Origin of the sequence: Pseudomonas sp. DTU_2021_1001937_2_SI_NGA_ILE_001 (assembly GCF_032463525.1) — a bacterium.
Taxonomy (GTDB): Bacteria; Pseudomonadota; Gammaproteobacteria; order Pseudomonadales; family Pseudomonadaceae; genus Aquipseudomonas.
Genome location: NZ_CP135971.1, coordinates 3,091,553 through 3,107,197, shown reverse-complemented (window position 1 = coordinate 3,107,197; position 15,645 = coordinate 3,091,553). Strand labels below are relative to the sequence as shown.

Here is a 15,645-nt window from a genome sequence, read left to right as displayed (position 1 = left end):
GCTCCTACAGGCTGTCGCCATCCCCCTTCGGGATGCATGAAAAAGCCCCGCACGGCCAACGCCGGCGGGGCTTTTTCTTGGGCGACAGGGCCGGTCAGAGTCGGAACTTGGCCACCATCGCGTTGAGTTCCACGGCCAGGCGCGACAGCTCTTGGGCCGAGGCGCTGGTCTGGTTGGCGCCTGCCGAGGTCTGCATGGCCAGGTCGCGGATGTTCATCAGGTTGCGGTCCACCTCGCGGGCAACCTGGGCCTGTTCTTCGGAGGCGCTGGCGATCACCAGGTTGCGCTGGTTGATCGAGGCGATGGCTTCGGCGATCAGTTGCAGCGCCTCGCCGGCGGCCTGGGCCACGTCCAGAGTGGTGCCCGCACGGTTCTGGCTGGTCTGCATGGCTTCCACGGCGCGCCCGGTACCGGTCTGGATCGAGCCGATCATCTGCTCGATTTCCTCGGTGGACTCCTGAGTCCGATGGGCCAGGGCCCGTACCTCGTCGGCGACCACGGCGAAGCCGCGCCCGGCTTCACCGGCACGCGCGGCTTCGATGGCTGCGTTAAGGGCCAGCAGGTTGGTCTGCCCCGCCACGGTGCCGATCACGTCGAGCACCCGGCTGATTTCGTTGGCGCTGCTGGCCAGTTGCTCGATTTCCTGCGCGGTGCCGCTCACGTCCTGCACCAGCAGGCGGATGGACATCAGCGCTTCATCGACCTGATCCCGGCCGCTGCGGGTGGTCTGGTCGGCGCCCTTGGAGGCTTCGGCGGTGCTGACCGCATTGCTGGCGACTTCTTCCACGGCGGCGGTCATCTGGTTCACCGCCGTGGCGGCCTGGTCAATCTCGGCGTTCTGCTGATGCAGGCCTCGACTGGTGTCTTCGGTCACGCTGTGCAGTTCTTCGGAAGCCGAGGCCAGTTGATCGGAGGAGGCGGCGATCTGGCGCAGCGTCTGGCGCAGATTCTCTTGCATATGGCGTAGCGCGTTGAGCAGCAGGGCTGGCTCGTCACGGCCCTTGACCTGCACCTCGCGGGTCAGGTCGCCGGTAGCGACCCGCTCGGCGACGGCCACGGCTTCGGCCAGCGGCACCACGATGCTGCGGGTGAGCAGGGTGGCGATGACGATCAGCGCCAGCACGATGATCGTCAGGCTCAAGGCAATGACCCAGACGGCTTCATGGGATAGATCGGTGCTGAGCTGCGAGGCGTTGTCGGCGCCGTCGGAGTTGAAGCGGATCAGGGCGTTGAGCGCTTTGCTGAGTGCGTCGGTGATTTCACCCAGCGGGCCATTGACCTGCTGGCGGGCCTGTTCCAGCTGGCCCGCCAGCACCAGGTCACGAATCTTGCCCTGCTGTTCCAGGTAGCGGGCCTTGGCGTTCAGCAGTTCGGTATACAGCCGCCTGTCGGTGGCGTCGTAAACGGTGCTTTCATAATCGCCCAGGCCTGCTTCTATCTGCCGGCTGATCTCGTCGACCTTGGCCAGTGTGGCGCGGCGCTGGGCGGGCTCGTCCTCGAGCAGGCTGCGCATGGTCAGGGCCCTGGCGCGGCCGATATTGCTGCCGACATCGCTGAGGTTGACCACCGACGGCATCCACATGTTGCGGATTTCGGCGGTGGCGCTGTCCATCCGGCGCGTTTCGTAGAGGGCAATCAGGCCGAGGGCGATGACCAGCAGACCCAGCATGGTGAACATGAGGGCGGCCCGGGCGCCGATTTTCATTTCTCGAAACTGCATGGGTAGGCTCCTTGGCCGAGGTGGGAGGGGGTATATGGGATCCGACTTCGATGATGTCGCTTTAATATCGTTCCTTGGGCGCGCTAAATTTTTGCATGCATTTTTCTTGTAGAAGAGCAGTCATGCGTCCATGTCCCGGCTTTTGGAAAAAAAGTGGATCGATACGGGGAACGTTTTGAGCGGGCTGCCGGTCTGGATGATGGCCTATTGCTAGATTTGCTCGCCGCTTACTGTTGCGCTCCAGCCGCTCTGGCGCCGCGTTCAACGTCGTGGCGCCTTCCCTTGCCGAGAACGCCTGGCAGGCTTGTGGCCGTTATGCCTCATTGAAAATATTGATGATGGCAATAGGGCATTTATATGAGGCGGCGAGTGTCTCATCCTTAACCAGGTTCTCTTGAAGGGCGTACTGACATGCAAATCGCACCCTTGCCCGACAATGAGCGGGAACGCCAAGCCAAGGTCTTCGAGCTGTGCGTCGAGCACCTGGACGAGCCTGAAGAGCTACAGGCCCTCGTGGCCCTGGCTGGCAACCATTTCTCGGTGCCCATCTGTCTGGTGTCCATCGTCAGTGAGCATCAGCAGTGGTTCATGGCCAGGACCGGCCTGGATGCGCACTCCACCTCACGTGATGTGTCGTTCTGCGCGCATGCGATCCACCAGCCCAGGCCCCTGGAAGTGCCGGATGCGCTGCTCGACCCGCGATTCTTCGATAACCCGCTGGTCACGGGGGCGCCGGGTATCCGTTACTACTGCGGTGCACCCTTGCTCACGGAAAGCGGCATCGCGATCGGCAGCCTGTGTGTGATCGATACCGTGCCGCGCCCGCCGATGTCCGAGGCCGAGCGAGACATGCTTACCGGGTTTGCCGACATGGCAATGAAGATCCTCGTTGGCATTCGCCAGCGTAATTTCTTCGATCACCCCACCGGCTTATTGAACCGCTTCAGGCTGGAATGCGATGTGCTGGAGCGCCTGGCCCGGGACGAGCGTTTCACGCTCCTGGCCCTGGATATCATGCAGGCGTCAGCGCTCAACGATGTGGTCAAGGCCCTGGGCTACAACTTCGCCCAGGATCTGGTGATGGAGGTCAAGCAGCGTGTCACCGACCAGTTGGGCTGCGAGCTGCAGTTGTACAAGATCAGCCCCACCCGTTTCAGCGTGATCCTGCCTGATGGCCATGATGTCCCGTGCCTGAGCGCCAGGCTGGTCGAGGCGCTGCAGCGCCCGATTTATTGTCACCAGATTCCGGTCCCCCTGGATGCCGGCATCGGTATCCTGGAAATCTCCGGGCTCGAAGGCGATGGTCGTGATCTGGAGTGGCTGCGCCGTGCGATCAGCGCGGCCGAGGCGGCCCGCCATGAACCCGGCCGTTGCGCCTGGTATCAGTCCGACGTGGATGCGGCGCAGCGCCGTGCATTCATTCTGCTTACCGCACTGGTAGAGGCACTGCAAAGTGAAAACCAGTTCAGCCTGTACTTGCAGCCACGCATCGATCTGGACTCCGGGAGCTGTTGCTCTGCAGAAGCCCTGCTGCGCTGGAAGCATCCGGTGCTGGGCGATATTTCCCCGGCGGAATTCATTCCCCTGGCGGAAAAGACTGCGCTGATCACCGAGATCAGCGCCTGGGTCATGCATGAAGCGCTGCGCATTCTGGTGCACACCCGTGGCATGGACTTCAGCATCAGCATGAACGTCACCGCCCGCGACCTGGAAAGCCCGCTGTTCATGGACAGCCTGCTGGAGGAACTGCAGCGCCTGGATATCCATCCCTCGCGCCTGCAACTGGAGTTCACCGAAAGCGTGTTGATCGAGCGCCTGGAAGTGGTCCAGCAGCAACTGCAGCGGGCGCGTCAGGCCGGTATCGATATCGCCATCGATGATTTCGGCACCGGCTACAGCAACTGGGCCTACCTGAGCCGCATTCCGGCGTCGGTGGTCAAGCTGGACCGTTCACTGGTGCAGAAGTCGGCCGTTACCCCCCGCGACCGCCTGCTGGTGCAATCACTGGTTTCGCTGGCCACCCGGCTGGGCTATCGGGTGACCGCCGAGGGTATCGAAACCGCCGAGCTGCTCGAACAGGTCAAGACCTGGGGCTGTTCCGAAGCGCAGGGTTTCTACCTGGGCATGCCCATGACCCTGGCCGCCTTCGAGCACTGGTACTGCAAGGCTGACCGCGCCAGCTCGGTAGCCTGAACTTTCGTCGCCACAGCCCGAGTGCGCCGAGTTATTCCCATGGACAGGTAAGGCGACGAGCGATTTCTTGCCTATCCTGGCGAACTTGCGCGCCCTGGGGGGATCAGTTTCTGGTGAACGATGATCCCTTAGGACACCGGTGGAGGAGCGTGCGGCGTGGTGTGTCAGCTGAGAAACCTGGTCTTGCTGGTGGTGCTGGCGTTTGCCGGCAACCTGTCATTGCAGGCGGCGGAAGTGCCCGCGCTGCCGATGGGGGCGGCGGCCGACAAGGCCGACGCCAAGCCCGATGACAAGGCCGCTCCCGGCCCTGTGGATAAGAAGCCGGCCGCCGAGGCTGACAAGAAAGATCCGCCGCCCGAGGCCGACAAGCCGGCGGATGAGCAGGGCGCTGCACCGGAAATCCTCGTCGAAGGCGGCCTGCTGGGCGCGCTGAGCGGTAGCATCGATGATGTTCAGCGAGCACTGAACCTCAATGCTGACCTGCTCGACACCTGGCGCGTACGGGCCGACCGTGCGGCCAGCGAGATCGACCGTCTGGTCAACAAGCCCTCGCCGCGCACTGCCTGGCAGATGACCGGTGATTTCCTGCTGCTCTCGGTGGTGTGGATCGGCACCTTCGCGCTGCTGTGCGGGGCCGGCAGCTTCGTGGCGCGGCGGGTGAACCGGCGTTCGTTCATGCGCAGCTGGGAGCGCACCCGGGGGTTGCTCAAGTACCTGCTGCCGTTCACCCTGCCGGCGCTGATCTGCCTGCCGCTGACGGTGTACATCAGCCAGTTCGTGCCCAGCTCCCTCGGTCGGGCGCTGGCGCTGTGCTTTGCCTACGCCACCAGCAGTGGCATCTTTTCCACCTCGGTGCTGCTGTGCGTCATTGTCATGTTCAATGCCGGGCACAAGCGGACCGCGGTGCGCATCCTGCGGCGCTACTGCCCACGGCCGTTGTTCGTCATCGGCTTCCTGGCGGCGCTGAGCGATGCACTGACCAGCCCGCAGATCGCCCGGCAGATCGGCAGCAACGTCACCACCAGCATCGCCGTATTCACTGGCCTGGTCGCTTCGGCGGTGTTCTGCGTGCTGGTGATCCGCATGCGCCGGCCGGTCGCACACCTGATTCGTAACCGCGCCTTGAGCAGTCGTACCCGCCAGCCGGCGTTGCAGCAGTCGCTGAAGATCTTCTCCAACCTGTGGAATCTGCCGATCCTGCTGATGATCCTGGTTTCGGCGGTAAACCTCATCGGTGCTGGCGAAGACAGCCAGCAGACGCTGCGCTGCGCGCTGTTCACCACCTTGCTGCTGATTGCCACGGTCTTCATCAGCACCGTGTTCCAGCATCTGTTCAAGCGCCCCAGTGATCAGGTGGCGCGCAGTGGGCACGCCTACAAGGCGCGTCTGATCAGCCTGGTGTATGCCTGCCTGCGCATTGCCCTGGCGGTGACCTTCATCGAAGTGCTGGGGCGCATCTGGGGCTTTTCGCTGTTCGAGTTCGCCCAGCGCAATACCCTGGGGCGGGCGATCAGCGATTCGTTGAGCGGCATCGGCCTGATCTTCCTGGTGACCTGGCTGCTCTGGGTGGTGCTCGACACCGCCATCCAGGAGGCGCTCAAGCCACCGGTCAACCAGCGCCACGGTCGCCAGCCCAGCACCCGGGTCAAGACCATCCTGCCGCTGTTGCGCAATGCGATCAAAATCATCCTGGTGGTGATCTGCGCCATTACCACCATGGCCAACCTGGGCATCAACGTCGCACCACTGCTGGCCGGTGCCGGTGTGGTGGGCCTGGCCATCGGTTTCGGTTCGCAGCAGCTGGTCCAGGACGTCATCACCGGGCTGTTCATCATCATCGAAGACACCTTTTCCATCGGCGACTGGGTGGTGCTCAGCACCGGCCATTCCGGCACCGTGGAAAGCCTGACGATCCGCACCGTACGCCTGCGCGACGGCAAGGGCTTCGTGCACTCGGTGCCGTTCGGCCAGATCAAGGCCGTGACCAACCAGTCGCGGCAGTTCGCCTACGCGTTCTTCTCGGTGCAGTTCACCTACGACACCGACATCGACGAGGCGCTGGCGCTGATCCGCGAGACCGGCCAGTCGATCACCGAGGACATTCTGCTCAAGAACAACCTGCAAGGGCCGCTGGAGGTGTTCGGCGTTGACCGCATGGACCTCAACGGTGTGGTGCTGACCGCGCAGTTCCGGACTTCGTCGGGTGGCCAGTACAGCGTCGGGCGAGCCTTCAACGAGCGCCTCAAGAAGCTTGTCGACCAGCACCCCAAGGTGCATTTCGCGCAGACTTATCCACAAGTGGTGATGAACCCAGGCGCCGCGCATCGCAGCCAGGCCGCCGAGGCCGAGGGGCCGCCAGCGCCAGCGCCGGGCTCCGGGGCGGCGTGACGCGCCGGGGCGGGTGTTGGGCCTGGCCGGTCAACGTGATATGTTTGCAGGCGTTTTCAAACCTGATGACCTGATCAATCCGATACCGAGCCTGCTGACTATATGCGAATGCGCCTTATGCTGTTGGGCGGCGGGAATGCCCTCGGGCAGGCGCTGATACGTCTGGGTGCCGAGGAAGACATCGCGTTCCTCGCACCGCGTCCGCCGCAAGATGGCTGGGACGCAGCCAGCCTCACGCAACTGCTCGACGACACCCGTCCCGATGCCCTGATCAACCTGGCTTACTACTACGACTGGTTCCAGGCCGAGTCCGTGAGCGAATCGCGCCTGGCGACGCAAGAGCGCTCGGTGGAGCGCTTGGCCGAACTCTGCCAGCACCACAACATCATCCTCTTGCAGCCTTCCAGCTACCGGGTCTTCGATGGCTCGCGGGCCACCGCCTACAGCGAGAAGGACGACCCGCTACCGCTCGGTATTCGCGGCCAGGCGCTGTGGCGCATCGAGCAGAGTGTGCGGGCCGCCTGCCCGCAACATGTGCTGGTGCGCTTCGGCTGGTTGCTCGACGACAGCCGCGACGGTGTGCTCGGGCGTTTCCTGAGCCGTGCCGAACAACCCGAGCCGCTGTTGCTGGCCGATGATCGGCGTGGCAACCCGACACCGGTTGACGATGCCGCACGGGTGCTGCTGTCGGTGCTTAAGCAGCTGGACTGCGAAGCGCCGCTGTGGGGCACCTATCACTACGCCGGCCATGAGGCGACCACCCCGGTGGCGCTCGGCCAGGCCATTCTCACCGAAGCGCGGTTGCTGCACCCGCTGGCCATCGAGGCGCCCACGCCGCAGGCGCATGCCGCCCGCCCGGATGCCGCAGAAGAGCCGCAGCATGCGGTGCTGGCCTGCAAGAAAATCCTTCACACCTTCGGGATCAAGCCCCGCGCCTGGCGCGCCGGTCTGCCCATCCTGCTCGACCGGTACTATCGACATGTCTGACGCCCCCGTCCTCATCACTGGCGGCGCCGGTTTCATCGGTTCGCACCTGGTCGACGCATTGCTCGCCAACGGGCGCAGCGTCAGGGTGCTCGACGACCTGTCCACCGGCAAACGCAGCAACCTGCCGCTGGACGATGCGCGTGTCGAGTTGATCGAAGGCAATGTGGCCGATGCCGCCTTGGTGGCGCGTGCCGTGCAAGGTTGCCAGGCGGTGGTGCACCTCGCGGCGGTGGCCTCGGTGCAGGCCTCGGTGGACGACCCGGTGAGCACTCACCAGAGCAACTTCATCGGCACCCTGAATGTCTGCGAGGCCATGCGCACCGCCGGCATCCAGCGGGTGCTGTTCGCCTCCAGCGCGGCGGTGTACGGCAACAACGGTGAAGGCGAGGCCATTGGCGAAGACACGCCCAAGGCGCCCCTGACCCCTTATGCGGCCGACAAGCTGGCCAGCGAGCACTACCTGGACTTCTATCGTCGCCAGCATGGGCTGGAACCGGTGGTGTTCCGTTTCTTCAATATATTCGGCCCACGCCAGGACCCGTCCTCGCCGTATTCCGGGGTGATCAGCATCTTCGCCGAGCGCGCGGTCAAGGGCCTGCCGATCACAGTATTCGGCGACGGTGAGCAGACCCGCGATTTCTTCTATGTCGGTGATCTGGTCGGTGTATTGGTGCAGGCGCTTGAGCAGCCTGTGGTCGAGCCCGGCGCGATCAACATCGGCTTGAATGCCACCACGTCTTTGAACCAGTTGCTCGGCGCTTTCAAGGAGGTGGTCGGCAGTCTGCCGATGGTGAGCTACCAGGCCGCGCGTGCGGGTGACATCCGCCATTCGCGGGCCAACAACCAGCGCTTGCGCGAGCGTTTCAGCCTGCAACAGCCCACCCCGCTGATCGACGGTCTGGCTCGCCTGCTCGGCCGCTGAGCCGCTGTCGGCCCCGTGGCTTGCGCGGGGCTGGCTTCCCTGCTTTCACCCCCTCCAATCATCCATCGCCATCGCTGCTGTAGGCGTACCGCTTCTGCGCTGTGGGTTTTTTCTGTTTCTGCAGAAGTGGCCCTTTGCGTTCTTGAGCCAGACGCGGCCCTGGAGAATATTCTCGCCTCTTTTCCAGACCAATCATCACGGATGAAGGAGCGGGTACCAGGGTGAAACAGCTTCAACTGACAGCAGAGAATGGCGAATACGAAGCCACGGGGTTTGCCTTGCATTACGCGGGGTATCTGGAGGAGCGGGATTCTCAAGTACAGTTTTCGCACGTCGCCGCTATCGTGCTGGCGTGTCTGGGCATCGGGCTCGTGCTGTTCACGGGCATGTACCCGTTGGGGTTTATCCCCGTAGCATTGGCGATATTGCTTAAACGGGCCAATGGTGATGCGCCTCTGTCAGCCGAGGCCTACCTGAAGAAATCCTGGTTCCTGCTCTTGCCCGACGGCACGCAGTGCGATGAGCGGCTAAGAATCGCCTGGCTGGAGGATGACCGCTTCGCTATCGTAATCATGACCGAAACCGTACCGCATAGCGTCGCCTGAATGAAAAAACCTCGCGGGGCCAATGCGCCCCGCGAGGTTTTTCCCGGCCCTGGTCAGGCGCTTAGAACTTGTAGCCCACACCCACCATGTAGACCCACGGGTCGATGTCCACATCCACTTTGGTCTTGCCGACGCTCAGCGCCGAAGGACCGTCGACGCTGGCCTTGGTGTCGATGTCCACGTACCACACGGCGGCGTTGAGCAGGAAGTGCTCGGTCAGTTGGTAGTCCATGCCGATCTGCCCGGCCAGGCCTACGGAATCCTTCAGTTTGAGGTTGCTGAAGCCCTGGTCCTTGCGGTTGCCAGTCAGATCGGTGTCGAAGAACTTGGTGTAGTTCAGGCCCACGCCAACGTACGGCTGGAAGGCCGAGGACGCGGCCATCGGGTAGTACTGCAGCGACAGGGTTGGCGGCAGTTGCTTGATGTCGGCCAGTTTGCCGTCCAGACCCGGGCCCAGACCATGGACCGAAACGGTGTGGCTGAACGGCGTGGCGGCCAGCAGCTCGATGCCGAAGTGCTCGTTGAGCATGTAGGCGAAGGTCAGGCCCAGCTGGTTTTCGCCGTCCACCGAGGCCTTGGTGCCGGAAACCTTGGTACCGTCCAGGCGCAGTTCACCGCTGTCTTCATGCGGGTCGACGTGGGCTACACCGGCACGCACGATGAAATCGCCGGGCTGGTGGGCCTGGGCGGCGAGCGGGGCGGCAAGGGCGAGTGCGCACACCGAGGCGCGCAGCAGGGACTTGTTCATGGAAGCTCCAGAGCGGTTAAAAAGGTCTGGAGCCATGGTAGGAGGGCGTCTGCGCCGCGGCCTTGACTCAGCTCAATGAAAGGTCGATGAGTGGCGCCTCAGGTCCGAAACGCTCAGGAATCGGACAACTCGTAGACATAGATCTTGTCGGCTTCCATCTGGTAACCCGCCTCGGCCAGCTCGCTGCTGCTGTGCTTGGCCTGCATCGGTCCTTCGATCCAGTAGGGCTGGTACAGCTCGTCGACCTTCACGCCCAGCTCGCTGGTGACATGCACGATCTGGTTGGCCGGCGGCGGCGGCACATGGATGCAGGCGCCGAAATAGGGCACCAGCAGAAACTCGGTGACCCGTCCTTCCTCGCTGACCTCCAGCGGCACGATGTAGCCCGGCAAGCGCACCTGCTTGCCATCCAGTGCCTTGACCACCGGCGCGTCCGGCGCCAGTTGATGGGCCGCCGGGGCCGCTTCCATGGCCAGGGCATCGCCCATCTTCGACAGGTCGTGGAGCGGCTGGGTTACCGGCTTCACCGGGGGCGCATCCGGTGGAATCAGCTCTTCCCAGGTCAGCACCTGAGGGTCGGCCGCCCAACCGGCGAGCGGGGCGCAAAGCAGCAGGGCAAGCAGCAGGCGTCGCACAATAGAGGTCCTCATAGGCGGATCGACAGGCCGTCGGCCAGGGATTGGCGGTAGGCGCGCCAGGCGGGCACCACGCCCATCAACAGGGCCGCACCCAGAATGCCAGCGAGCAGTGTCCATTCATATTCACTGGGCCAGGCCAGCGGCAGGTACAGGCCGTATTCCGACTGCACGTAGCCCTGCGCCACAGCGATACCCAGGTACAACAGTGCCAGCCCGGCCACCGCGCCAGCCAGGGCCAAGGCGAAGGCTTCGAGAATCAGCAGGCTGGCGATGTGCCAAGGGCGAGCGCCCACCGAACGCAGAATGGCCATTTCCCGGCGCCGCTCGTTGAGGCTGGTGAGGATCGCGGTGAGCATGCCGATCAGCCCGGTGAGCACCACGAACAGCGAGATCACGAACAGCGCCTTCTCTGCCGTGCCCATCAGGCTCCACAGCTCCTGCAGGGCTACGCCGGGCAGGATGGCGAGCAGGGGTTCGCCACGGAATTCGTTGATTTCGCGTTGCAGGCTGAAGGTCGAGATCTTGCTGTTGAGCCCGAGCAGGAAGGCGGTGATGGCCTTGGGCGTGAGGTCCATGTTGCGCGCCTGGTCGGCAGAGATGCGCTCGTTGCCACGGGCCGGCGCACCGTTGTGCCAATCGATGTGGATCGCCTCCATGCCACCCAGGCTGATGTGCAGGGTGCGGTCCACCGGCGTGCCGGTGCGCTTGAGGATGCCGACCACGGTGAACGGCTTGTCGTCATGCTTGACCAGGCTGATGGTCGCCACGCCGTGGGCCAGCACCAGTTTGTCGCCCAGCTTGTAGTGCAGTGCCTCGGCCACCTCGGCGCCGAGCACCACCTCGAACGGGTCACTCTGGAATGGCCGCCCCTGGGCCAGCTCCAGGGCTTGCTGGCGCCCGTAGCGGTAATGCTCGAAGTACGCCTCGCTGGTGCCCATCACCCGGTAGCCGCGGTGCGAGTCTCCCAGGGAAATCGGAATCGCCCATTTCACCTGCCGGTGGTTGGCGAAGTGTTCGAAGCTGTCCCAGCGGATGTTATTGGTCGCATTGCCGATGCGAAACACCGAGTACAACAGCAGATTGATCGAGCCGGAGCGGGCGCCGACGATCAGGTCGGTGCCGCTGACGGTGCTGGCGAAGCTGGTCCGCGCCTCGGTGCGTACGCGTTCCACGGCCAACAGCAGGCAGACCGACAGGGCAATGGCGAACGCCGTAAGGAACGCGGTGAAGCGGCGGTTGGCCAGGCTGGCCATGGCCAGGCGAAGCAGATACATCTCAAATCTCCACGGCAACGGCGGCGCGATTGAGCTCGGCCAGTGACAGGTTGCGATCAAACAAAGCGGCCAGGCTCTGGTCATGGCTGACGAACAGCAGGCTGGAGCCGGCCTCGCGGCATTCGGCGAACAGCAACTGCAGGAACGCCTCGCGGGCGTCGGCATCCAGGGCCGAGGTCGGTTCGTCGGCGATCACCAGCTCGGGCTGGCCGATCAGTGCTCGTGCAGCGGCCACACGCTGCTGCTGGCCGATGGACAGGGCATCTGCGCGGCGGTCCAGGAGCGTGGTGTCTTTCAAACCGAGATGAGCGAGCAGGGCAACCGCGGCCTCAGCCACCGAACCATGCCGCTGGCAGGCGCGGTCGGCGCGCAGCCGGGAGAAGTGACAGGGCAGTTCGACGTTTTCACGCACGGAAAGAAACGGCAGCAGGTTGAACTGCTGGAAGATGTAACCGGTGTGGTCGACCCGGAAGCGATCGCGGGCGCCGGCCGAGAGCCGGTTCAGCTCCTCGCCCAGCAGGCGGATGCTGCCCCGCACCGGCAACTGCACGCCGCCCAGCAGGCCGAGCAGGGTGGTCTTGCCGCTGCCGCTCGGGCCTTTCAGGAACAGAGTTTCACCGGCTTCCAGGCGGAAGGCCGGAATGTCCAGCAACAACGGGTGGCCGGGCCAGTTGAAACCCAGGTCCGTCAGTTCGATAAGTGCCTGGCTCATGCCCTGACTCTCGATGGGGAAAACGAAACGACCGGGCAGGCCCGGTCGCTGTGTGGCACCAGGGGTCAGAACTTGACGCTGGGGTTGGCGGCGATCACTTCGGCACCCGACTGCCCGCCGGGGGAGATCAGCTGGACCTGCAGCTTCTTGGTGTCCGGGAAGGTCTTGAACACCTGGCTGAGGTCGAGTTTCTTCAGAATCGCCGGTGCATCGCAAGTGAAGATGTATTTGGCGTGGATTTCGCTGTGCTCGTGATGATGCTCGTCGGGCTTGGCGTGTTCATCTTCGTCGTGATCGTCGTCGTCCTTGTCACCGAACAGCGGGCTTTCCAGTTTCACCGAGCGCGCCGAGCACTGAGCGGCTTCGGAAATACTGAACAGCGCATTGGGCTTGAGCAGCAGTTCGCGGGCCTTGGCCAGCTTGGCCTTGTCGTCGTCGCTGCCAGGGGCATGTTCGAAGCCGACGATGTTCATGGCAGGGCTGTCGAATTCCAGCTCCAGGGTCTTGCCTTCCAGCACGGCGTTGAGGCGGCCGACGCCGTGTTCGTGGGCGCCCAGGCTTTCATGCTCGTGATCGTGGTCATGTTCGGCGGCAGCGAAGGCCTGAGGGGCGGCCAGAGGCAGCAGGGCGAAGGGCAGGGCGAGCAACAGGCGGCGCATGGGTGGGGCTCCAGGGAGAGGGTTACAAAATGTAATGTAATCTTATAACGATCGCGCCGAATGATGCCGGTTTTTTTCCTTCGCGTCGACTTCGCTGCTGCGCCCGGCTTGTGGTGGGTGGGCAGGGCAGGACGGCTGTGGGAGCATGGCGGCCTGATCGTTGGGGAAACAGACTATGCGGATTCGCGGAAGCATCGGCCAGTGGCCGGTGGACCTGAACATCGAACTGGATGAAAGTGATTGGGCCAGCCTGGCTGGGCTGTTGGGCAAAGCATCGCCCGTCGAGGCTCCGGCCAGGCCCGCCGCACCTGCCGCCGCTCGGCCGGCGAACCAGGATGACCGGCTCTGGCAGGCGGCCTGCGAACTGCTGCGCGAGGCCGGGCAGCTCAGCGGCCCGGAGCTGGCCGGGCGCCTTGAAAGCCTGACCGGCAGTGAGTCCGCCGCCAAGCGCCTGCTGGTGCGCTTGCGTCACAACGCCAGTGTGAAGGTGCAAAGCGGCGCGGATGCACCGCTGTACAGCTGGGTCGACTAGCCACCCTATCCGGTTGTAGGAGCGAGCTTGCTCGCGAAGGCCGCAGGCCCAGGTGCGGCCTACGGGTTATCGCGAGCAAGCGCGTGGCTGCAAAGAGGGCAAGCGTGGCCGCAAGAGCGGCTCAATAGAGAGCAGCGAACAGCTTGCGGCGATAGGTGGTGACCAGCGGGTGGTCGTTGCCCAGCAGGTCGAACACCTGCAGCAGGGTCTTGTGCGGCAGACCCTCGTCATAGCTGCGATTGCGGATGAACAGCTTGAGCAGGCCGTCCAGCGCTGCTTCGTATTGCTGGCGCGCCAGCTGCTGGATCGCCAACTGATAGGCCGCCTGATCGTCCTGCGGATTCTGCGCCAGGCGGCTTTTCAGTTCGGCGCCGTCCGGCAGTTGCGCGGCCTGGGCGAGGAAGGTCAGCTGCGCCTTGGCACCGGCCAGTTCGGCCTTGTGCGCATCGTCGCTCTTCACCGCGTCGAGAACGGTGCGGGCTTCACCCAGTTCGCCGCGCTCGGCCAGGCAGCGGGCATAGAGGATCAGCCCGCGCGCGTTGCCGTTGTCTTCGCTGAGCAGCACCTTCAACTGCGCCTCGGCTTCCGCGAAGCGGCTCTCGGCGAACAGTTCCTGGGCCAGTTGCAGCGGGTCGGCGGCGCGGGGCGCGGGCATCTGTACGTGGGCTTCGAGCAGCTTGCGGATTTCCGACTCCGGCTGGGCACCGGCAAAGCCATCCACCGGCTGGCCATCCTTGAACAGCACCACCGTGGGCAGGCTGCGGATGCCGAAGCGGCCGACGATTTCCTGTTCGATGTCGCAGTTGACCTTGGCCAGCGCCAGGTTGCCCTGGTAGCTCTCGGTAATCTGCGCCAGCAGCGGCATCAGAACCTTGCAGGGCGCGCACCACTCGGCCCAGAAGTCCACCAGCACCGGCTGCTGGAACGACTTCTCGATGACCTGCTGATCGAAGGTGTTGACGGTGACATCGTAGATGTAAGGCGTGTCCTGGCTCATTGCGCGTCTCGGCATATCAGAATGTTGCCAACTATAAAGCCCACGGCACATTGCCGAAAGCCGTGCTGCGCGTAGGACCGCCGGCTGGCGCCAAGGTGCAATGAGTGTGGTTCAGCCTTCGCGCTGCGCGTGGTACAGGCTGACCTGGCGAAACTCCCAGGGCTCGGCCAGGTCGGGCAGTGTCAGCGCCTGAAGCTTGGCCAGCGGGCGATAGGCGGGGTGCTGGAAGTCGCGTACCCGCGAGTCGGCCACCAGCACTTCGCGGCCACGGCTGAGAAACTGGTCGAGCAACGGCAGGTTGGCGCGGTCGTAGAGCACATCGGCGACCAGGACCAGGTCGTAGCGGTCAGCCTCGTTGAAGAAATCCGCCGAATAGCCCAGCGTGACCCGGTTGAGTTCGGCGTTGGCGCGACAGGCGGCCAAGGCCAGCAGGTCGAGGTCGCAGGCCACCACTTCCAGCGCGCCCGCCCGCGCCGCCGCGATGGCCACTACGCCCGAGCCTGCGCCGAAATCCAGCACCCGCTTGCCGGCCACCCAGTGCGGTTGCTCGGCAAGAAAGCGCGCCATGGCCAGGCCGCTGGCCCAGCAGAAGCTCCAGTACGGCGGTTCTTCGAGAATGCGCCGGGTTTCCTCGGCACAGAAGGCGCGGTCCATGTTGGCCGGGTCGATCAGCCACAGGCTCAGGTCGGTGTCCGGCAGCGGCGTCACGACCAGCCGGGCATCACCCAGCAGCTCGCCCAGCGCCTCCTGCAGTGCTTTCACGGCGCCTTGACGAGCTGCAGGGGGCCAAGGGCCTGGGTCACGGGTTGCTCGATGCGCATCGACGGCAGGTGCATGACCAATTGCCCGGACTGGATGGCCCGGGCACGCAGCTCGACCCGCGCCCCGGCCGGGAACGCCTCGGGGTTGAAACGCAGCTGGAAGGGCAGTGACTGGCCGGTGCTCTGCAGCTTGCTGCTGGTCAGCAGCTTCTGCGGCCGGCCCCGTTCGTCGACCACCAGCATGGCCATCTCGACCTCGGCACCGGCGGGCGCTCCCAGCAACTGGCCGCTCACTTCGCGTTGATAAGGCAGCAGTGGGCCGGGGCCTTCGGGAACCTTGGCGACCGGTGCGGCCGGTCGCGGCGCGGGCGGCGGTTCGGTGCTGCTGCAGGCGGCCAGCAAGGCGGCCAGGGCGAGGGCGACGATGTGTTTCGGTGACATGCGGACTCCGGCGAGGCAGCAGGAGCACCTGAGGGGCTCCCGCATCGGTGTGAATCAATAGCGGCAGT

General features: G+C 64.4%; 15 protein-coding genes. 6 read left to right on the top strand and 9 right to left on the bottom strand.

Annotation, left to right across the window (positions count from 1 at the left end):
• Nucleotides 1-94 precede the first annotated feature (94 nt).
• Entirely contained in the window at nucleotides 95-1,720 is a 1,626-nt protein-coding gene (locus RRX38_RS13220) for a methyl-accepting chemotaxis protein (RefSeq protein ID WP_315959551.1), read from the bottom strand.
• Between the two features lie 411 nt (nucleotides 1,721-2,131).
• On the opposite strand from RRX38_RS13220, the gene RRX38_RS13215 reads away from it, so the two are divergent.
• From RRX38_RS13215 to RRX38_RS13195, 5 genes are all read left to right on the top strand, one after another.
• The gene (locus RRX38_RS13215; protein WP_315959550.1) at nucleotides 2,132-3,913 is read left to right on the top strand and encodes a GGDEF and EAL domain-containing protein; all 1,782 of its coding nucleotides are present in this window, start codon (nucleotides 2,132-2,134) and stop codon (nucleotides 3,911-3,913) included.
• 156 nt (nucleotides 3,914-4,069) lie between these two features.
• Nucleotides 4,070-6,301 (top strand): mechanosensitive ion channel family protein, encoded by a 2,232-nt coding sequence (locus RRX38_RS13210; RefSeq protein ID WP_315959549.1) that lies wholly within the window; start codon nucleotides 4,070-4,072, stop codon nucleotides 6,299-6,301.
• Nucleotides 6,302-6,403: 102 nt separating this feature from the next.
• Nucleotides 6,404-7,288, top strand: coding sequence for a sugar nucleotide-binding protein (locus RRX38_RS13205; protein ID WP_295470646.1), 885 nt, complete (start codon nucleotides 6,404-6,406; stop codon nucleotides 7,286-7,288).
• Nucleotides 7,281-8,210: an NAD-dependent epimerase/dehydratase family protein gene (locus tag RRX38_RS13200; RefSeq protein WP_315959548.1), complete on the top strand. Its 930-nt coding sequence runs from the start codon at nucleotides 7,281-7,283 to the stop codon at nucleotides 8,208-8,210. The genes RRX38_RS13205 and RRX38_RS13200 overlap by 8 nt, the downstream gene beginning before the upstream one ends.
• 221 nt (nucleotides 8,211-8,431) lie before the next feature.
• A complete protein-coding gene (locus RRX38_RS13195; protein ID WP_315959547.1) occupies nucleotides 8,432-8,815 on the top strand; it encodes a hypothetical protein in 384 nt (127 codons plus the stop codon).
• Nucleotides 8,816-8,876: 61 nt separating this feature from the next.
• Here the strand turns inward: RRX38_RS13195 and RRX38_RS13190 are convergent, their stop codons facing one another.
• The 5 genes from RRX38_RS13190 to RRX38_RS13170 all read right to left on the bottom strand — a co-directional run bounded on the left by RRX38_RS13190 (nucleotide 8,877) and on the right by RRX38_RS13170 (nucleotide 12,846).
• Nucleotides 8,877-9,563, bottom strand: a complete 687-nt coding sequence (locus tag RRX38_RS13190; protein ID WP_315959546.1) for an OmpW/AlkL family protein — start codon at nucleotides 9,561-9,563, stop codon at nucleotides 8,877-8,879.
• Between the two features lie 113 nt (nucleotides 9,564-9,676).
• Nucleotides 9,677-10,213 carry a DUF3299 domain-containing protein gene (locus RRX38_RS13185; RefSeq protein ID WP_295470650.1) on the bottom strand — a complete coding sequence of 179 codons (537 nt, stop codon included), beginning with the start codon at nucleotides 10,211-10,213 and terminating at the stop codon, nucleotides 9,677-9,679.
• Nucleotides 10,210-11,475, bottom strand: coding sequence for an ABC transporter permease (locus RRX38_RS13180; protein WP_315959545.1), 1,266 nt, complete (start codon nucleotides 11,473-11,475; stop codon nucleotides 10,210-10,212). The genes RRX38_RS13185 and RRX38_RS13180 overlap by 4 nt, the downstream gene beginning before the upstream one ends.
• Nucleotide 11,476: 1 nt before the next feature.
• The gene (locus RRX38_RS13175) at nucleotides 11,477-12,187 is read right to left on the bottom strand and encodes an ATP-binding cassette domain-containing protein (protein ID WP_295470652.1); all 711 of its coding nucleotides are present in this window, start codon (nucleotides 12,185-12,187) and stop codon (nucleotides 11,477-11,479) included.
• A 65-nt stretch (nucleotides 12,188-12,252) separates the two neighbouring features.
• On the bottom strand, nucleotides 12,253-12,846 hold the full coding sequence (locus tag RRX38_RS13170; protein WP_295470653.1) for a DUF2796 domain-containing protein: 594 nt from the start codon (nucleotides 12,844-12,846) through the stop codon (nucleotides 12,253-12,255).
• 175 nt (nucleotides 12,847-13,021) lie between these two features.
• Between RRX38_RS13170 and RRX38_RS13165 the strand changes: the two genes are divergently transcribed.
• Entirely contained in the window at nucleotides 13,022-13,378 is a 357-nt protein-coding gene (locus RRX38_RS13165; protein ID WP_315959544.1) for a hypothetical protein, read from the top strand.
• 121 nt (nucleotides 13,379-13,499) lie between these two features.
• On the opposite strand, the gene trxA is transcribed toward RRX38_RS13165, so the two are convergent.
• The 3 genes from trxA to RRX38_RS13150 all read right to left on the bottom strand — a co-directional run bounded on the left by trxA (nucleotide 13,500) and on the right by RRX38_RS13150 (nucleotide 15,577).
• Nucleotides 13,500-14,375 carry a thioredoxin gene (trxA, locus tag RRX38_RS13160; protein WP_315959543.1) on the bottom strand — a complete coding sequence of 292 codons (876 nt, stop codon included), beginning with the start codon at nucleotides 14,373-14,375 and terminating at the stop codon, nucleotides 13,500-13,502.
• Between the two features lie 111 nt (nucleotides 14,376-14,486).
• Nucleotides 14,487-15,137, bottom strand: a complete 651-nt coding sequence (locus tag RRX38_RS13155) for a class I SAM-dependent methyltransferase (RefSeq protein WP_315959542.1) — start codon at nucleotides 15,135-15,137, stop codon at nucleotides 14,487-14,489.
• A complete protein-coding gene (locus RRX38_RS13150; RefSeq protein WP_295470657.1) occupies nucleotides 15,134-15,577 on the bottom strand; it encodes a YbaY family lipoprotein in 444 nt (147 codons plus the stop codon). The genes RRX38_RS13155 and RRX38_RS13150 overlap by 4 nt, the downstream gene beginning before the upstream one ends.
• Nucleotides 15,578-15,645 lie beyond the last annotated feature (68 nt).